Raw genomic sequence first — 17346 nt, forward strand, 5'->3', positions numbered from 1 at the left:
GAAACGCTCCCAAAGCAGGTTCAAGCCAACGCCACCTTCGGCTGCATGACGGGCAGCCGGGACGAGGCGCGGTCAATGTCGGTCAGAAGCGCGCTTTGGGCGTCGCAGAAGGGATGTTGTGCACGTCGTTCAAGGGCCTGAAAGCCGCTTGTTCGGCGTCGTAGGCGCTGATGTCGCTGGTTTCGATGTTGTAGATCCAGCCATGGATAAATAACTGGCCATTGGCCAGGCGGGAGGCCACGGACGGGTGCGTGCGCAGGTGCTGCAGCTGGGCAATCACGTTTTCTTCGGTCAGGCGGTGCATGCTGTCGGTTTCGCTGGCGCAGGCGCAGTTCTCTTGAACCATGGTCTTGGCCACTTCGGCATGGCGCAGCCAGGCTTTGACGGTGGGCATGGCTTCAAGGCTGTCGGGGTTGAGCACACCGCGCATCGCGCCGCAGTCCGAGTGCCCGCACACGATGATGTGCTGCACCCCCAGCACCAGATTGGCGTATTCAATGGCCGTGGACACGCCGCCGTTCATCTGACCGTAGGGCGGCACGACATTGCCGACATTGCGCGTGACAAACAAATCGCCGGGCGCGCTTTGCGTGATGAGTTCGGGGACGATGCGCGAATCGGCGCAGGCGATGAACATGGCGCGGGGACGTTGGGCGGTGGCCAGCTTTTTGAACAGGTCTTTCTGTTGCGGAAAGATGTCGTGATGAAAATGCAAAAAACCTTCGACGATGTGCTGCAGCGCTGCTTCGGGGGTGGCAGTGGCTGCAGCTATCGACTGATTATCCTTGGTACTCATCATTCATCCTCTTTTGGCAAAGCGAAGAGATTTCTGGTGGAGGCCAGAAACGGGCCGTCATTGACCCGAATGAAAAAAAGTACCGGTTGAAGCTTAACTAAAACTGAATTAACCGCTCTGGAACAAGGCTTTCATGATGGCATTAAGCAATTGCCGGGACGGTGCAGGGCGCGCTGATTCAGAGCAGCCACATGCCCACCAGCCCACTGAGGATGCCCACCAGCATGGTCATCACGGCCACACTGACGAGCACGCGGGTGTCGAAATCCTTGCGCAGCATCAACAGCGACGGCAGGCTCACGCTGGGCAGGGTCATCAGCAAGGCCACAGCAGGCGCGGTGCCCATGCCCAGTGCCATCATCGTTTGCACAATCGGGATTTCCGCCGCAGTGGGGATCACGAACAGCGTGCCGACAATCGCCAGGGGGACGAGCCACAGCAGGCTGTCGCTCATGGCGCCATCGACGTGCGGGAACAGCCACACGCGGGCCGCGCCCAGCAGCAAGACGGCCAGCAAATACACCGGAATGGTATTCCAGAACAATTGCCACAACGTGCGCGCCCAGCGCACCAAGAACGGGTCTTGATTGCCCTGGCTGGCATCGGAGATCGCGTCCAGCGCCGCGTCAGGAATGCTCTCCGGGCGTGAGATGCGCTGGGCAATCAGCGAGACGCCAATCACCAGCACCAACCCGGCCACCAGGCGTAATGCACTGAACCCCCAGCCCAGTACAAAGCCCATGAACACCAGCGTTGCCGGGTTCAGTACCGGGTTGGCAATCCAGAAGGCGAGGGCGGCGCCCACCGACACCTTCTGTCGGCGCATGCCGGCGGCAACCGGGGCCGCGCAACAGGTGCACATCATGCCCGGCAGGGCGAACAGCCCGCCGCGCAGGGTCGAACCCAGACCGGCCTTGCCGAACAGGCGCAGCAACCAGTCGCGCGGGATCAGCACTTGAATCAGCGAGCCGAGAATCACTGCCAGAACGGCGGCTTTCCAGATCGCCAGAAAATACACCTGGGCATACGCCAGTGCCGCCGCGAGGGGCTCGCCCTGGTTATCGTTGAGGATCGAGGCGCCAATGCTGTGGTTGTCTGCCGCCAAAAAGGCTTTGGCGTAGTAGGGCGACCACTTGACGTAATACAGGCCAATGCCTGCTATCAGCAGGAACAGCAGGGGCTTGCACCAGAATGACCAGCCCCGTGTAGGTTTGACTGAGGAAACACTGGACATAAACAGTTACCGGACATGAGGAAATTGCGGCGCATCATACGCCAATCCGGAGGCTGATTTATCTGCAAGGGGTGTCAGACCGCGCAAGCTGGCGCGATCTGTAGTGAAGCCTCACAAGGTTCTGATGGCGTTGCTGATTGCCCGCGCGCACTGGACGATGGCCGAGCCCATCTTGAGCTCTGCGTCTTCCATGCTCCAGCGGCTGCTGGGCGCCACCACGTGGACGGCTGCCACTGGCAGGCCATGGCTGCCGTACACCGGCGCGGCAAGGGTCATGTCCCCCAGGAACATTTCTTCCTTATTGGTGGCGTAGCCCTTGCTCCGGGCCGCTTGTATGCGTTCGAAAATAGCCGCCGGATCGGTCAGCGTGTGCTGGGTGAAAGGCCGAATATCGCTGGCTTGCAGGGCCGCGTGCACGTCTTCGTCAGGCAGTCCGCTGAGGTAGGCCCGTCCGCCGCCACTGAGGTACATGGGGATGCGGCTGCCAATCGGCATATGAATGGGGATGAACTTGGGCGCCACAAAACGCGCGACATACACCATGGACACGCCGTCAGGCTCGGTCAGGTTGACGGTTTCGCCAGTGAGTTGGTTGAGTTCCGCCAAGTAAGGATTTGCAACGTCAACGAGTGTGTCCGCGGCTAAATAGTTGTAGCCGATTTCCATAACTTTGGGCGTTAACTGGAAGCGGCGGCTTTGCGGATGCTTGCGGATATAGCCCAGCTCTTCGAGCGTGTGCACCATTCGCTGGGCGGAGCTTTTGCTAATGCCCGCAACCTGCGCAATATCGGCCAGGTTCATGGTTCGCCGTGCTGCGCCAAAGCCGCGCAATACCGCGAGGCCCTTCTCCAACGACTGATTGAAAAGGGGGTTATTGTGTTCGCTCATGACGCTTCCTTGGCGTTTATGTACGTTATAAATATCGATATTCGATACTTATAAATCTCTTTACGATTTAGGTAAATTGTTTATAGTCGATGCCGGCTTTTAACACCAGAGGGTGCGGAGGCTGTTTCAAGGCGTTATCAGGATAATAAAAGCGACCACAGGGAGATTCGCCATGCAGAAAAAATTTCAAGTGCTCACGCTCGTGTGTGCAATCGCCGCGGGCATGATGGGATCTGCCAGCGTACTGGCTACACCGACCTATCGCGTCGGGGCTACCGCCACAGGCATTCCGTTTACCTTCGTTGACATCAAAAGCGGGCATACCCAGGGCATGATGGTCGACGCGATTGAAGCCATCGGCAAAGCGGGCGGTTTCCAGACGGATATTCAACAAAGCGTCTTTTCTGCGCTGATTCCTTCATTGACGTCCAACAAGATCGACCTGATCTCGGCCGCCATGCTCAAAACCCCTGAGCGCGAGAAGGTCGTGCAGTACTCCGACCCGATTTACAGCTACGGTGAAGGGCTGATCCTTCAGGAAAAAGACCCTAAAACCTACACCAGCATGGCTGACCTGAAAGGGGAAATCGTCGGTGCCCAAGTGGGATCGGTCTTTATTGATGCCTTGAACAGGCATGGCGGTTTCAAGGAAGTGCGCAGCTACGACTCGGTGGCCGACATGATGCGCGACCTGCGGTTGGGCCGGATCAAGGCTGCATTCGGCGACCGTCCCATCGTGGCGTACCAGATGGCCACCAACCCCAAGCAGACCAAGGGGCTGAAACTGTCGGACACCTATAAATCGGTAGTCGTGGGCGATGTGTGCATCGTGATGCGCCAGAACGACCCCGAAACACTTGCGCAAGTGAACAAGGGCATCGCCGCGATCAAGGCTGATGGCTCGCTGGACCGCATCATTGAGCAGTGGAAACTGAACTGATGATTCCTCGGCCCGCACGCTGCTGCGGGCCGTTTCATGTGTTGTTTCGCAGGTAACTTATGTTTCTCCAGGACGCGTTGGACTTCCTCCCGCTGTTGTTGAAAGGGGCGGTCGTTACTGTGCAAGTCACTGCGGGATCGTTCGTGCTGAGTTCGCTGATCGGTCTTGTATTCGCTTTGATGATGGTTTCCAAAATCCGCGCGGTGGCGTTGTTCGCCATAGGCGTGGTCAACGTGATTCGCGGTTTGCCCATCATTGTTCAGCTGTTTTATATCTATTTCGTATTGCCCGACTTCGGCATCCAGCTCAGCGCCATGCAGGCGGGTGTGATTGGTCTGGGCATCGCGTACTCGGCCTATCAGGCCGAAAACTTCCGCGCCGGCATCCAGGCCATTGACCACGGCCAGATCGAAGCCGCCGAATCCATCGGCATGCGCGGCATGATGATCATGCGCCGGGTAGTATTGCCCCAGGCGTTCCGCATCGCCTTGCCGCCCTACGGCAATACGCTGGTGATGATGCTCAAGGACTCCTCGCTGGTGTCCACCATCACCGTGGCCGAGATGACCCGCCAAGGTCAGTTGATCGCCTCTTCGACGTTCGAAAACATGACGGTGTACACCTTGGTGGCCCTGCTTTACCTGTCGATGAGCCTGCCGTTGTCCTTCGGTTTGCGTCGCCTGGAAGCACGCTTCGCGACGCGGAGAACTTCATGATTGAACTCAAGGGTGTGTACAAGCATTTCGGCAGCGTCCCGGTGCTTGAAGGGGTGGATCTGCAAGTCGGGCAAGGCGAAGTGGTGTGCCTGATCGGCCCTTCGGGGTCGGGCAAATCGACGCTGTTGCGGTGCATCAACGGCCTGGAAAGTTACAGTCGGGGCGAGATCCTGGTCAGCGGCCAGCGCGTGGACCGCAACGACAAGAGCATCCATCAGTTGCGCACGCGTGTGGCCATGGTGTTTCAGCGTTTCAACCTGTTTCCGCACCGTACGGCGCTCGAAAACGTGATGGAAGGGCCGATTTACGTGCTCAAGCAACACCCGCAAGCGGCGCGCAAGCAGGCCACGGCGCTGCTCGAAAAAGTCGGTCTGGCCCACCGCATGGACGCCTACCCGGACGCCTTGTCCGGGGGGCAGCAGCAACGCGTGGCGATTGCCCGCGCGCTGGCCATGAACCCGCAAGCCATTTTGTTCGATGAGCCGACCTCGGCCCTCGACCCGGAACTGGTGGGTGAAGTGCTCACGGTCATGCGGCGTCTGGCCGACGAGGGCATGACCATGATCGTCGTCACCCATGAGATGGGATTTGCCCGTGATGTCGCGGACAAAGTGTGTTTCTTGCACAGCGGCCACATTGTCGAGGCCGGCCCTGCCAAAACAGTGCTGAGCGCCCCGCAACACCCGCGTACCCAAGATTTTCTGCGACGTCTGCTGAACCAGACGGACGAGGTTACCTCATGAAATCTGCTTCCAGCGGTCAGTTGCCGCCTTCGCTGTGGTCAGCCACGGCCCGGCCCGGCGCCATGACGCCGCCGCTCAGTGAAAACAAACGCGTGGACGTGGCCATTGTCGGGGCCGGATACACCGGGCTGGTCACGGCATTAAGGCTGGCCGAAGCAGGCATCAGCGTGTGCGTGCTGGACGCTGGCGAACCCGGGTGGGGGGCATCGGGTCGCAACGGCGGGCAAGTGATTCCGGGCCTCAAGTACGACCCCGATCAGTTGCTCCAGCGTTACGGTGAGACGCGCGGCGAGCGCATCATCGAGGCCTGCGGAGGGGCTGCCGATGAAGTCTTTGCCTTGATTCGCGAGTACAGCATCGCCTGTGAAGCCAGCCGTAAAGGCTGGATCCAGCCCGCCGTGTCCGCCGTATCCATGAAAGCGCTTGAACACCGGGCCCGGCAATGGCAGCAACGAGGGATTGCCGCCGAGATTCTGGACCGTGATGCGGTATGCCAGCGTCTGGGTACGCACAATTATCTGGGCGGCTGGGTCGACCCGCGCGCGGGCAGTTTGCATCCGCTGAACTATGCCCGCGGGTTGGCCAAGTCAGCGTTGGGCCGTGGCGTCACCATTCACAGCCAAAGCCGGGTGACCGATTTGCGGCGTGTGGGGCAACAATGGCAATTGACCACTGCCCAAGGCAACACGGTCAGCGCCGATAGGGTGGTGCTGGCCACCAACGGGTACACCGACAACCTGTGGCCGGGCTTGCGCCAGACCGTACTGGCGGCCAACAGCTTCATCATCGCCACCCGTCCGCTGCCCCCTGACTTGCGCAAGACCATCTTGCCGGGAGGTGAAGTGTGTTCGGATGCGCGTCGCCTGTTGCTGTACTTCAAGATGGATGCCCAGGGCCGCTTGTTGCTGGGCGGTCGCGGGCCGTTTGCGGAGCCGACCCGGGCCGGGGACTGGACGCATCTGGAACGCTCAATGGTGATGCTGTTCCCGCAACTGGCCGGGGTGGCCGTCGAATACCGCTGGAGCGGGCGCATTGCGTTGAATCAGAGTGTGTTGCCGCAGCTGCATGAACCTCAGCCGGGACTGTCGATACTGATGGGCTACAACGGCCGCGGGATTGCCATGTCGACCCTGTTGGGCAAGCATCTGGCGGCGCGCGTGGCGGGAACCGACAGTGACTTCCCGTTCCCGGTCACGCCCATTCGCAGCATCCCGTTCCACAGCCTGCAACGCTTGTACGTTGCCGCCGGGATCACCTACTACCGAATGCTCGATGCCCTGAACTGAACTGAACTGCGCAACGGCAAGCAATTGCTTGCCGTTGCCTGGGCGTCAATCGTCGGTTTTGATGGTGGCCACGTCGTCAGCCTTGATCCTGATGTGCTTGCCGGCAATGTCCACGAACTCGTAGAAGCCGTCGTTGGTTTTGGTTTTTGGCAGGTCTTTGGTCAGGTATTGCGTGCCGTTTTGCAGGGTCACCACGCTCGGCGAGGCGCACCCAGCCAGCCCCAGCATTGCCACCATCACCAACGGTACAGCGATCTCATTGATCTTCATGCAAGCTCCTCGAGCATTCAAACGTAAGGATTAAACGCACGGGCTTTTATGCAAAAGCCAGTGTCGGAAAATAACTGCTGCCTCTGACAACGTTTTATGCCGAGAGTGCGCCAGGTAGTCAGCATTACCGCTGATACATTCATAAGGGCCGACGCGCCGCAGCACGCCGCTGTCGATTTTGTCCCTGACCATAAAATCCCAGCCCAGCCCGACGCCCATGCCTTGCATGATTGCCTGATAGGCCAGCGTCACTTGGTTGAACAGCGGGCTGTCGGGCGAGGGGGTGTGCTCAATCGCGAAATGCCGGAACCAGTCGCGCCAGTCCATGCAGTTCCAGCCGGATGAATCCAGCTCGATCAGGGGCAGCGTTTGCACATCAGACGGTGCGCCAATGTTTGCCACAGGCAAGTCAGCGCTGACCACCGGGTACACGCATTCGGCAAACAAGAGATCGGCATCCAGTGATGACCACTTGCCATTACCGTACAAGATCGAGAAATCGTAATCCGCTGTACTCGACTCGTCCAGACCATTATTGGCGTGGATGTTGACCGTGATCCCGGGGTGAGCGGTGTTGAACGCCAGCAGACGCGGAAAGAGCCAGAACTGTGCCACAGCGTGGGTGCACTGCACCGTCACGGCAGTAGGCGCATGTTCCACCTTGATCCGGTTGACACTGTGTTGCAGTCGCTCAAGCATCGCGCTGACTTCTGCAAACAGGCCGGCGCCCGCGCGGGTCAGGCTGATACCCCGGGCTTGACGCTCGAACAACGAGAGTCCGAGGGCATCTTCAAGGGTGCGAATCTGTTTGCTGACGGCGCTTTGGGTCAGGCACAGCTCGGTTGCGGCGCGGGTAAAGCTGCCATTACGGGTAACCGCCTCGAACGTGATCAGCGTGTCGAGCGGTGGCAAGTGTTTCAAGTAGCGGCTCACGGGTGTTCCTGTGGGGCAGACTCTGCGGGTGGGCTGCAAGTGTGTTGGATTATTCCCATAAGGAATGCCTGAATGCCAAATGCTCTTTAGTCACTCAAGCGTGGAATGCCTATTCTTGCAGCCTCTTTCAGGTTGTGAGCATACGTAATGAAGCGCGGGATAGTCTATGCCGGCATGGCAGGTGCCGTGTGGGGGTGGGTGTTTTTGGTGCCGGTGCTGTTACCGGAGTTCAGTCCGCTGCTCCTCAGTTGTGCCCGTTTTATCCTGTACGGCGCAGTGTCGGCACTGTTGATACTGCCCAACGCCAAGCGCTTGCTGACCCAACTGACCCTGCGCGACGTAATGACACTGGTGAAGCTCGCCCTGTTGGGCAACCTGATTTATTACATGCTGCTGGCCGCCGCCGTGCAGTGGGTGGGGATCGCCGTGGCGTCACTGATCATCGGCGTATTGCCGTTGACCATCAGTTGGCTGGGCCGCAGCGATGCGGGGGCCGTGCCGCTGACTCGCCTGATCTGGCCGCTGCTGCTGGTGCTGGCCGGGATGCTGTGCATCAACCTTGAGGCCTTGTCTGGCGCCGATGCCGGGCAACCGTTGGCTGAAAAAATACTGGGCATTGCCTGTGCTATGGGCGCACTGGTGTGCTGGACGGGATTTGCCACAGCCAACGCGCGGTACTTGAAACACAGTTCATTCACCAGCAGTGAATGGTCGAGCTTGTGGGGCGTGACCACGGGTGTGCTGGGGCTTTTGATCTGGACCGTCGCCCATGCACTGTCGCTGGAGGCTGCGCACGCCGACGTCAGTGACGCCCGCTGGCAGGGGTTCTGGGCGATCAATCTGGCGTGTGCGGTCGTCGGCTCATGGTTCGGCAACCGGCTGTGGAATGCGGCTTCGCGGCGGCTGCCGCTGACCTTGAGCGGCCAGTTGATCGTGTTTGAAACACTGTTCGCGCTGTTTTATGGCTTTGTCTATGTGCAGCGCTGGCCGACGTTGCTGGAATCACTGGCCGTGATCCTGCTGTTAAGTGGCGTCAGTTGGGCCGTACGCCGTCATGCGCCCGCCCGCCAGGCACTGGCTTGATCAGCTCGGGCAGGCTTTGGCGCCGTTGTTCAGCCCTTGTTTATCGACGCGGCTGAGCAGGGTGGCTTTGCCGTTGTGCCAGGTCAGGGTCAGCACGTACAGGGAGTCGAAATCGCTGTCTGCCCAGTCCTCGGTCAGCGAGACTTTTTTACCGGTGGCCTTGCCCGCGACCGTGTTGATCAGCTCAGGCAGGTAGCCATGGGACCAGGCGGTGTAGACGGTCGAGTTGTGGTACTTGTCGTCTGTCAGCTCGTTGGCCAGTTGCCGTGTATCGTTGGCCGAAAACTCCAGATTGATGGGCAAGCCCAGTTTGATGGCGCTGGGGTTGATGGTCATCATCGGCCGCACATAGCTGTAGGCGTCATCCTCGGCGCCTTCTTCGACCTGACGCGACGGGTTGGCGGCGAACACGTAATCCGCCTTGCCATATTTCTGCGGCAGCAACGTCGCCAGATCAATGGCGCGGTTCAGGCCCTGGCAGGTCAGTTGCCCCAGACCGTCAGCCGGTTTTTCAGCGTGGCGCATGAACACCAGGGTCTGAACCCCATCGGCCGGTTGGGCGAAAGCGTCTTCGACGTGGGAGCTAAGGCTGACAGTGCCCGCGATCAGCAGCAGCGGGACAGCGGCTAACGCGAAGCGGTTTTTTTTCCAGTCGATCGGGAACATGAAGGTCTTCTGTATCAAATCGGGCGAGTGCGCTCCTTGTCGTACAAACACCGAAGTGCCCGTCATCCTTGAACAAAGTGTTCATTAGACGCGCATTTGGAAATTGGTTCGCTCTCACTTTAGTTGCAGACGTTTCTGAATGCTTCCAGGGATTAAGCTGACGAGTACTGGTAAGGCGGTGTTCAATTGGCCATCATTGAACGGCCTTCATCCTTAAGAGGTTGTGCCGATGTTACCTGCTCCGCTCAGACCCCCGATCAACCCCGTACACCTGCGCGTGCGAGCCTGGCGAGGGCGGGTCGGCTTGGGGTTGGTGGCGAGCCTTTCGGTGCTGGCTGGCATGACCGATGCCATCGGGTTTCTGGCCACGGGCGATTTCGTGTCGTTCATGAGCGGTAACACCACGCGCCTGGCGGTGGCGATCAGTCAGGGGGATGCGAGCCTGGTGTTGCGCCTGTTTTTTGCCGTGCTGGCGTTCATCGCAGGCAACACGCTGGGCATTTTGCTCGGGCGTTGGGGCGGACGCCGCGCCTTGCCCTTGATGCTGGTCATTGCCGGGCTGTTGTGTGCCGCCGGGCTGGTGCCATTTGCGTCGCAGGTGCCGGCCTTGCTGGCGGCCATTCTGGCGATGGGCATGCTTAATGCGGCTGTGGAGCAGGTCAACGGGTTGCCGGTGGGGCTGACGTACGTGACCGGGGCGCTGTCGCGTTTCGGCCGCGGTCTGGGGCGCTGGCTGCTGGGCGAGCGCAAGAGCGGCTGGCGCGTGCAACTGGTGCCCTGGAGCGGCATGTTGCTAGGCGCGGTGTTGGGCGCCTGGCTGGAGGCACGGTTCGGCGTCAGGGCGATGTTATTCAGCGCGGGGTTTGCCTGCGTGCTCGGTGTGATCTCCTTGCGCATCCCGCGCCGCTGGCAGCGCGATTACATGCCGCGTTAAGCCCCTGTTTGTCTGCGACTGCGCGACGGGTAGACTGGCGCCACGCACGGGCCTGCCCCAATCAATAAACAGGAGTTGTTGTGTCCCAGTCTGTCGATGACCATTCGCCCCTCGAGTCATTCTCTCTTGAAAGCCCGGCGCCCCTGTACGCGCGGGTCAAACAGGCCATCGTGCAGAAAATCCGCTCCGGTGCCTGGCTCCCCAATACGAAGTTGCCGTCCGAAAGCGAGTTGCTCCAGCAATTGGGCGTGAGCCGCATGACCATCAACCGTGCCTTGCGCGAGCTGACCATCGAAGGCCTGCTGGTGCGCATGCAAGGCGTGGGGACGTTTGTGGCGATGCCCAAGGGCACGGCGGCACTGTTCGAAATTCACAATATCGCGCAGGAAATCGCTGATCGCGGCCATGTACACCGCAGCGACGTGATGGTGCTTGAAGAGGTCCCGGCTAAGGCCAGCCCGACCTTGCCCTTCGCCCTGGACGGCATCGAGCGGCTGTTTCATTCGGTGATCGTGCATTACGAAAACGAGGTGCCGGTGCAAATCGAGGAGCGTTTCGTCAATGCGCAGATTGCGCCTCTTTATTTGCAGCAGGACTTCACCCGCACCACGGCCTACGCCTACTTGATGGACCTTGCGCCGCTGACCGGGGGCGAGCATGTGGTGGAAGCCATTCATGCCACCTCGGCGGAGTGCCGTCTGCTAGGCATCAAACGAAACGAAGCGTGCCTGATGATTCGCCGCCGCACCTGGTCGGCCCAAGGCGTGGTGGGGTGCGCGCGACTGGTGTATCCGGGCTCGCGCTATCGGTTGCAAGGGCAGTGTGGGCACTGAGTGGGCGTTGGCGCGGGTGGGCGTGTTACCCGCGTTACTTTTGGTGCGGTTCCGTTACCTTTTTGCCGGTCTATGCACCAAGTTGCGGCAACTTTTCACGAGCTTTCGCTAAGAACGAGCTGAGTCGTGAAAATCTGAATTTTTATAACATCTTGATTTAAATAATATTTTCCTATTGTCATGGCACGCTTCTCAGAAGGCGCGCTGCATGTTGGCCCTTCACTTGCATTCACTTGTACATACAGGTTGGTATAAGTGCGCAGTTGCCGCACTGCACCTCATGTCGTTGATGCCATTTGATGAAGGATTACTGCATGACAACTGCTCACACCCGTCACCGCGACGGTGAAATCCGCGCCGCCCGCGGCACCCGTCTTACGGCTAAAAGCTGGATGACCGAAGCCCCGCTGCGGATGTTGATGAACAACCTTGACCCGCAAGTGGCCGAGAACCCGACCGAGCTGGTGGTGTATGGCGGCATTGGCCGGGCAGCGCGCAACTGGGACTGCTACGACAAAATTGTCGAAAGCCTCACTCACCTCAATGACGACGAGACCTTGCTGGTGCAATCCGGCAAGCCGGTGGGCGTGTTCAAAACCCACAGCAATGCGCCGCGCGTGCTGATCGCCAACTCCAATCTGGTGCCGCACTGGGCGACCTGGGAACACTTTAACGAACTGGATGCCAAGGGCCTGGCCATGTATGGCCAGATGACAGCCGGGAGCTGGATCTACATCGGCAGTCAGGGGATTGTGCAAGGCACGTACGAAACCTTCGTCGAAGCCGGTCGCCAGCATTACAACGGCAGCCTCAAGGGCAAGTGGGTCCTGACAGCGGGTCTGGGCGGCATGGGCGGTGCGCAGCCCCTGGCCGCCACCTTGGCGGGCGCGTGCTCGCTGAACATCGAATGCCAGCAGAGCCGCATCGATTTCCGTCTGGCCACCCGGTACGTTGACGAACAGGCCACCGATCTGGATGACGCGCTGGCGCGGATCGCCCGCTACACCGCCGAAGGCAAAGCCATTTCCATTGCACTGTGTGGGAATGCTGCCGAGCTGCTGCCTGAAATGGTTCGCCGTGGTGTACGCCCGGACATGGTCACCGACCAGACCAGCGCCCACGACCCGCTCAACGGCTACCTGCCCAAAGGCTGGACCTGGGAGCAGTACCGCGACCGCGCCGTGACCGATCCGGCGGCCGTGGTCAGCGCCGCCAAGGCGTCGATGGGCGAACACGTCGAAGCCATGCTCGCCTTTCAGAAACAGGGCATCCCGACCTTCGACTACGGCAACAACATTCGTCAGATGGCCAAAGAAGTCGGCGTCGAAAACGCCTTCGACTTCCCCGGATTTGTACCGGCCTACATCCGCCCGCTGTTCTGCCGTGGCGTAGGCCCGTTCCGTTGGGTCGCGCTGTCGGGGGACGCCGAGGACATCTACAAGACCGACGCCAAGGTCAAAGAACTGATCGCCGACGACGCGCACCTGCACAACTGGCTGGACATGGCCCGCGAGCGCATCAGCTTCCAGGGTTTGCCGGCGCGTATTTGCTGGGTTGGCTTGGGCCAGCGTGCGAAGTTGGGCCTGGCGTTCAACGAAATGGTGCGCAGCGGCGAGCTGAAAGCGCCGATCGTGATTGGCCGCGACCATCTGGACTCCGGCTCCGTGGCCAGCCCCAACCGCGAAACCGAAGCCATGCAGGATGGCTCGGACGCGGTGTCTGACTGGCCGCTGCTCAATGCCTTGCTCAACACCGCCAGCGGCGCGACCTGGGTTTCGCTGCACCACGGCGGTGGCGTGGGCATGGGCTTCTCGCAGCATTCGGGCATGGTGATTGTGTGTGATGGCACCGACGAAGCGGCCGAACGCATCGCCCGCGTGCTGCACAACGACCCGGCCACCGGCGTGATGCGCCATGCCGACGCCGGGTATGAAATCGCCATCGACTGCGCCAACGAACAGGGCCTGAACCTGCCGATGATCAACGGCTGAGCCGCCCCCACACCTGATAGTCGCTGACGAAGGTCGGGATAGCGCGTACGTGGGCCACACAGGCTGCACGGTGCACGCCTGCCTGCGTCAATGGCTGACCTGACGACCCTGTGAGGCAACAACCATGAGCAACAGTCCGTTTACTCAACAACTGCAAGGCGTGCGCGTGCTGGACATCAGCCGCGTACTGGCGGGCCCGCATTGCACCGCGATGCTGGCGGACCTGGGGGCTGATGTCATTAAGTTCGAGGTGCCGCAAGAGGGCGATGACGCACGGCATCTGGGGCCTTTTCTGGCGGGCGAAAGCGTGTACTTCGGCCTCATCAATCGCGGCAAGCGCAGCGTCGAGATTGATTTCAAAGACCCGTCAGACCGTCAACGCTTTTACGAACTGGTGGCCGACGCCGATGTGCTGGTGGAGAACTTCCGCCCCGGCGTCACCCGGCGTCTGGGCATTGATTTCGATACCCTGAAGCAGCACAACCCGCGACTGATCTACGCCAGTATTTCCGGTTTCGGGCAGGACGGCCCCCTGTCGGGTCGCCCGGCCTACGACATTGTGGCCCAGGCCATGTCGGGCTTGATGAGTGTCACCGGATTTGCAGCCACGGGGCCTACCCGCAGCGGCGAGTCCATCGGGGACTTGTGTGCCGGGGTCTACGCCGCCTGGGCCATCAGTTCGGCTTTGTTTGCCCGCGAGCGCCATGCGCCGGGCGCGCAATACATCGATGTGGCCATGTTCGACGTGTTGTTCAGTCTGCAAATGACCGGTTTGTCCAACCTGTATGCCAACGGTGTGGCACCGGGGCTGGTGGGGAACCGACATCCGGTGTCCACCCCGTTTGACACCTACCGGGCTGCCGACGGGTTGGTGGTGATTGCGGTCGCCAGCAACCGGCTGTTTGAGCGCCTGTGCCAGTGCATGGGCCAGCCTGAGCTGGCAATCGACCCGCGCTTTATCGACGACGCCAGTCGTACCCGGCACGAACCGCAACTGCGGGCTGCCATTGAGGCATGGACCGCGCAACACAGCGTCGAGCACCTGTGTGACGGCTTGCTGGAGGCAGGGGTGCCGTCCTCGCCGGTGTGGGATTTGGCTGAAGCCGCCAGCAGTGAGCATGCCCGCGTGCGTCAGTTGCAGTTTCAGTCACCCGGCGCGGCAGTGCCTTGTGTGCCGCAACCGGTGTTCTTCAACGGTCGCAAACCCCACGCCCTTACTGCAGCCCCACGCTTGGGGGCTGACAACGCCATTTTTGGTTTGAATCCAACAGGAGTGAACCCGTGAATTTCACTATGAATGCAGAAGAGCTGGCAGTGGTTGACAGCGCTGAACAGGTCGCCCGCGAAGTGATTCAGCCCTTGGCGCAGCACTACGACGAGAGCGAAAGTTTTTGTCTGGCCAGCATCAAGGCGTTGGGTGACTTGGGCTTTATGGGCATTAACCTGCCAGAAGCCTACGGCGGCCTGGGCATCGGCAGCCTGGCGATGAGCCGCGTGGTGGAAGCGGTCGCGGGGGCCTGTGCCTCGACGGCCTCGGCCATGACGGCGCACTTTTTGGCCACCGATTCGATTCTGCTGGGCGCCACGGAACAGCAAAAGCAGGAGTGGTTGCCCCAGGCGGCCAGCGGGGCGTGGTTGGGCGCATTCGCCCTGACCGAGCCGGCCGCTGGTTCCAACCCGGCCGACATGCGCAGCCGTGCCGTGCGCGAAGACGGTGGCTGGCGTGTACGCGGCAGCAAGCACTACATCACCAATGCCAAGGAAGCCGACTTCATTGTGCTGTACGTGAAAACCGACGCGGAGGCCGGGCACAAAGGCATCAGTGCATTCAGGGTGCCCAAGGGCACGGCCGGGATCAGTTTCTCCAGCCCGGAGAAAACCATGGGTCTGCGCGGCAGCACGATCTATGAGTTGGCGCTCGATTGCTGGTTGCCAGAGACTGCGCTGCTGGGTGTCGAGGGGCAGGGTTTCAACACGGCCATGGCGGTGCTGGATCGCGGGCGGGTGGAAGTGGCGGCCATGTCGCTGGGGATTGCCAGCGCGGCATTGAACGCCAGTTTGAACTGGGTGCGTGAGCGTCAAATAGGGCCTAAACCCCTGGCGGCGTATCAAGGGACGCAATGGCGCCTGGCGGACATGTATGCGCAGCTCGAAAGTGCCCGCCTGCTGACCATGAAAGCCGCTGCCCGGCGTGACAGCGGCGAGCGTTTCAGCCTTGATTCTGCGACGGCCAAACTGGTGGCGGCGGAGTGCGCCGGGTTTATCACCGATGCTGCGCTGCAATTGCACGGCGGGTACGGCTACAGCCGTGACTTGCCGTTGGAGCGTTACGTGCGCGATGCGCGGATCTTGCGGATTTTCGAAGGCACTTCTGAAGTGCAGAAAATCATCATTTCCCGGGCGTTGCTCGACGCCCGCCCGTAACGCGCACGTGGCAGGTGCGCAGGCACCTGCCCAGGGTTGCAAGGATGCGGTGAAGGTCAGGTCAAGGATCGGAAAAGTCATTCCAAAAACAATGGGCGCACCGACGGTGACAGCCCCAAGGAACTGCTTATGTCCACGCACAACGAAGATTCACCGCGGGCCTCGCTGGTCGAACAGCGCTCTATTGATTACATCCCCGAGTCCGAGCGACACGGGCGGTTGTTCAGTCAGTTCACCCTGTGGTTCGGGGCGAACCTGCAAGTCACGGCCATCGTCACGGGCGCCCTGGCCGTGGTCTTGGGCGGTGATGTGTTTTGGTCGCTGATCGGTTTGCTGATCGGGCAAGTGCTGGGCGGCGTCATCATGGCACTGCACGCCGCTCAGGGCCCGAAGCTGGGGTTGCCGCAAATGATCTCCAGTCGTGTGCAATTCGGGGTGTACGGGGCCGTGATCCCGATTGTGCTGGTGTGCCTGATGTACGTGGGGTTTTCGGCCAGCGGCTCGGTGCTGGCGGGGCAGGCGGTGGGGCAATTGGTCGGCGTGAGCGATTCGTGGGGCATCCTGATTTTTGCGGCCCTGATTGTCCTGCTGACCATCCTGGGCTACCGCACGATTCACATGATTGGCCGCGTGGCCAGCGTGGTTGGGGTGCTGGCGTTTTTCTACCTGTTCTACACCTTGCTGTCGCAAAACGATGTGGGCCTGTTGTTGAGCAATAAACACTTTTCGCTAAGCAGCTTTTTATTGGCCATCTCGCTTTCGGCGTCCTGGCAGATTGCTTTCGGGCCGTATGTGGCCGATTACTCGCGCTATCTGCCGTCTACCACCTCGTCGCTCAAAACCTTCCTCGCGGTGGGGCTGGGCTCGGTGGTGGGGTCGCAGATCTCGATGGTGTTTGGCGTGTTTGTGGCTGCATTGGCCGGTGACCGGTTTGCCGGGCATGAGGTGTCGTACATCGTGGGGCTGGGGGCGAGCGGGGCTATGGCTGCGCTGCTGTATTTCTGTGTGGTGTTTGGCAAGGTGACGATCACCACCCTCAATGCCTACGGCAGTTTCATGTCGCTGGCGACCATCGTCAGCGGGTTCCGTGGCAATCACCGGATCTCCAAAACCCTGCGTCTGGTGTACATCCTGCTGATGGTGGGGTTTGCCACCACGCTGGCGTTGCTCGGGCAGCATTCATTCCTCAAGGATTTCTCGGCATTCATCCTGTTCCTGCTGGCGTTTTTCACACCGTGGAGCGCCATCAATCTGGTGGACTTCTACCTGATCAGCAAAGAGCGCTATGACGTGCCGGCGCTGTCTAACCCGAATGGCCGATACGGGCGCTGGAACCTGCGCGGTATTGTGGTATACGCCTTTGGGGTGCTGATTCAGCTGCCGTTTATCGCCACCAGTTTTTACACCGGGCCGCTGGTGGCGTCGCTGGGGGGCACGGATATTTCCTGGATCATCGGTCTGACGCTGCCCGCGTTGATGTATTACCTGGTGGCACGCAATAGCGCACATGCCGTGCCCGATCAACTGATATTGCCGGTCGAACCGGCCACGGTTTAACGGTTTTTCTCAATCGCAGACGTGGACGGCCCGGTTGCGCGGGGCCGTCCTC

17 protein-coding genes are annotated in these 17346 nt (G+C 60.5%); 11 read left to right on the plus strand and 6 right to left on the minus strand.

Features of this window, described 5'->3' with window-relative positions; translation table 11 throughout:
• Nucleotides 1-82: 82 nt before the first annotated feature.
• From V6F78_RS02635 to V6F78_RS02645, 3 genes are all read right to left on the minus strand, one after another.
• Complete coding sequence (locus V6F78_RS02635; protein ID WP_047274963.1) at nucleotides 83-796, minus strand: carbonic anhydrase; 714 nt, start codon at nucleotides 794-796, stop codon at nucleotides 83-85.
• A gap of 178 nt (nucleotides 797-974) precedes the next feature.
• Nucleotides 975-2030, minus strand: a complete 1056-nt coding sequence (locus tag V6F78_RS02640; RefSeq protein ID WP_047274777.1) for a permease — start codon at nucleotides 2028-2030, stop codon at nucleotides 975-977.
• Nucleotides 2031-2141: 111 nt separating this feature from the next.
• The gene (locus V6F78_RS02645) at nucleotides 2142-2918 is read right to left on the minus strand and encodes an IclR family transcriptional regulator (RefSeq protein WP_047274775.1); all 777 of its coding nucleotides are present in this window, start codon (nucleotides 2916-2918) and stop codon (nucleotides 2142-2144) included.
• A 172-nt stretch (nucleotides 2919-3090) separates the two neighbouring features.
• Here V6F78_RS02645 and V6F78_RS02650 point away from each other — a divergent pair, with 172 nt between their 5' ends.
• Genes V6F78_RS02650 through V6F78_RS02665 form a run of 4 tightly spaced genes read left to right on the plus strand, consistent with a single transcriptional unit; the run spans nucleotide 3091 to nucleotide 6603 of the window.
• Nucleotides 3091-3858, plus strand: coding sequence for an ABC transporter substrate-binding protein (locus V6F78_RS02650; protein ID WP_193076561.1), 768 nt, complete (start codon nucleotides 3091-3093; stop codon nucleotides 3856-3858).
• A gap of 59 nt (nucleotides 3859-3917) precedes the next feature.
• The gene (locus tag V6F78_RS02655; protein WP_047274771.1) at nucleotides 3918-4574 is read left to right on the plus strand and encodes an amino acid ABC transporter permease; all 657 of its coding nucleotides are present in this window, start codon (nucleotides 3918-3920) and stop codon (nucleotides 4572-4574) included.
• A complete protein-coding gene (locus tag V6F78_RS02660; protein ID WP_047277115.1) occupies nucleotides 4571-5317 on the plus strand; it encodes an amino acid ABC transporter ATP-binding protein in 747 nt (248 codons plus the stop codon). Before V6F78_RS02655 ends, V6F78_RS02660 begins: the two co-directional genes overlap by 4 nt.
• On the plus strand, nucleotides 5314-6603 hold the full coding sequence (locus V6F78_RS02665) for an NAD(P)/FAD-dependent oxidoreductase (protein WP_048376050.1): 1290 nt from the start codon (nucleotides 5314-5316) through the stop codon (nucleotides 6601-6603). Before V6F78_RS02660 ends, V6F78_RS02665 begins: the two co-directional genes overlap by 4 nt.
• 45 nt (nucleotides 6604-6648) lie before the next feature.
• Here the strand turns inward: V6F78_RS02665 and V6F78_RS02670 are convergent, their stop codons facing one another.
• Nucleotides 6649-6873, minus strand: coding sequence for a YgdI/YgdR family lipoprotein (locus V6F78_RS02670; protein WP_047291411.1), 225 nt, complete (start codon nucleotides 6871-6873; stop codon nucleotides 6649-6651).
• A gap of 30 nt (nucleotides 6874-6903) precedes the next feature.
• Nucleotides 6904-7806, minus strand: coding sequence for a LysR substrate-binding domain-containing protein (locus V6F78_RS02675; protein WP_094990804.1), 903 nt, complete (start codon nucleotides 7804-7806; stop codon nucleotides 6904-6906).
• A 147-nt stretch (nucleotides 7807-7953) separates the two neighbouring features.
• Here V6F78_RS02675 and V6F78_RS02680 point away from each other — a divergent pair, with 147 nt between their 5' ends.
• Nucleotides 7954-8889: a DMT family transporter gene (locus V6F78_RS02680; RefSeq protein ID WP_094990803.1), complete on the plus strand. Its 936-nt coding sequence runs from the start codon at nucleotides 7954-7956 to the stop codon at nucleotides 8887-8889.
• Here V6F78_RS02680 and V6F78_RS02685 read toward each other — a convergent pair whose 3' ends face one another.
• Complete coding sequence (locus tag V6F78_RS02685) at nucleotides 8890-9555, minus strand: histidine phosphatase family protein (RefSeq protein ID WP_047274763.1); 666 nt, start codon at nucleotides 9553-9555, stop codon at nucleotides 8890-8892.
• A gap of 229 nt (nucleotides 9556-9784) precedes the next feature.
• On the opposite strand from V6F78_RS02685, the gene V6F78_RS02690 reads away from it, so the two are divergent.
• The 6 genes from V6F78_RS02690 to V6F78_RS02715 all read left to right on the plus strand — a co-directional run bounded on the left by V6F78_RS02690 (nucleotide 9785) and on the right by V6F78_RS02715 (nucleotide 17294).
• Nucleotides 9785-10489 (plus strand): YoaK family protein, encoded by a 705-nt coding sequence (locus V6F78_RS02690; protein WP_047274762.1) that lies wholly within the window; start codon nucleotides 9785-9787, stop codon nucleotides 10487-10489.
• A gap of 80 nt (nucleotides 10490-10569) precedes the next feature.
• Entirely contained in the window at nucleotides 10570-11322 is a 753-nt protein-coding gene (gene hutC, locus V6F78_RS02695; protein WP_047282457.1) for a histidine utilization repressor, read from the plus strand.
• Between the two features lie 314 nt (nucleotides 11323-11636).
• Complete coding sequence (gene hutU, locus V6F78_RS02700; RefSeq protein WP_261761458.1) at nucleotides 11637-13313, plus strand: urocanate hydratase; 1677 nt, start codon at nucleotides 11637-11639, stop codon at nucleotides 13311-13313.
• Between the two features lie 124 nt (nucleotides 13314-13437).
• Nucleotides 13438-14598 (plus strand): CaiB/BaiF CoA transferase family protein, encoded by a 1161-nt coding sequence (locus tag V6F78_RS02705; protein WP_169840334.1) that lies wholly within the window; start codon nucleotides 13438-13440, stop codon nucleotides 14596-14598.
• Entirely contained in the window at nucleotides 14595-15737 is a 1143-nt protein-coding gene (locus V6F78_RS02710) for an acyl-CoA dehydrogenase family protein (RefSeq protein ID WP_332726573.1), read from the plus strand. Before V6F78_RS02705 ends, V6F78_RS02710 begins: the two co-directional genes overlap by 4 nt.
• Nucleotides 15738-15866: 129 nt before the next feature.
• Nucleotides 15867-17294, plus strand: coding sequence for a purine-cytosine permease family protein (locus tag V6F78_RS02715; RefSeq protein WP_332726574.1), 1428 nt, complete (start codon nucleotides 15867-15869; stop codon nucleotides 17292-17294).
• Nucleotides 17295-17346 lie beyond the last annotated feature (52 nt).

The organism is Pseudomonas sp. ESBL9 (genome assembly GCF_036668715.1).
Lineage (GTDB): Bacteria > Pseudomonadota > Gammaproteobacteria > Pseudomonadales > Pseudomonadaceae > Aquipseudomonas > Aquipseudomonas lundensis.

Excerpts from the sequence above, each read along its gene's own strand:
- V6F78_RS02715 (WP_332726574.1), top strand. The coding sequence starts at position 15,867 with ATGTCCACGCACAACGAAGATTCACCGCGGGCCTCGCTGGTCGAACAG.
- V6F78_RS02660 (WP_047277115.1), top strand. The coding sequence starts at position 4,571 with ATGATTGAACTCAAGGGTGTGTACAAGCATTTCGGCAGCGTCCCGGTG.
- V6F78_RS02645 (WP_047274775.1), bottom strand. The coding sequence starts at position 2,918 with ATGAGCGAACACAATAACCCCCTTTTCAATCAGTCGTTGGAGAAGGGC.
- V6F78_RS02705 (WP_169840334.1), top strand. The coding sequence starts at position 13,438 with ATGAGCAACAGTCCGTTTACTCAACAACTGCAAGGCGTGCGCGTGCTG.
- V6F78_RS02680 (WP_094990803.1), top strand. The coding sequence starts at position 7,954 with ATGAAGCGCGGGATAGTCTATGCCGGCATGGCAGGTGCCGTGTGGGGG.
- V6F78_RS02685 (WP_047274763.1), bottom strand. The coding sequence starts at position 9,555 with ATGTTCCCGATCGACTGGAAAAAAAACCGCTTCGCGTTAGCCGCTGTC.
- V6F78_RS02655 (WP_047274771.1), top strand. The coding sequence starts at position 3,918 with ATGTTTCTCCAGGACGCGTTGGACTTCCTCCCGCTGTTGTTGAAAGGG.
- hutU (WP_261761458.1), top strand. The coding sequence starts at position 11,637 with ATGACAACTGCTCACACCCGTCACCGCGACGGTGAAATCCGCGCCGCC.
- V6F78_RS02640 (WP_047274777.1), bottom strand. The coding sequence starts at position 2,030 with ATGTCCAGTGTTTCCTCAGTCAAACCTACACGGGGCTGGTCATTCTGG.
- V6F78_RS02670 (WP_047291411.1), bottom strand. The coding sequence starts at position 6,873 with ATGAAGATCAATGAGATCGCTGTACCGTTGGTGATGGTGGCAATGCTG.
- V6F78_RS02690 (WP_047274762.1), top strand. The coding sequence starts at position 9,785 with ATGTTACCTGCTCCGCTCAGACCCCCGATCAACCCCGTACACCTGCGC.
- V6F78_RS02650 (WP_193076561.1), top strand. The coding sequence starts at position 3,091 with ATGCAGAAAAAATTTCAAGTGCTCACGCTCGTGTGTGCAATCGCCGCG.
- V6F78_RS02635 (WP_047274963.1), bottom strand. The coding sequence starts at position 796 with ATGAGTACCAAGGATAATCAGTCGATAGCTGCAGCCACTGCCACCCCC.
- V6F78_RS02665 (WP_048376050.1), top strand. The coding sequence starts at position 5,314 with ATGAAATCTGCTTCCAGCGGTCAGTTGCCGCCTTCGCTGTGGTCAGCC.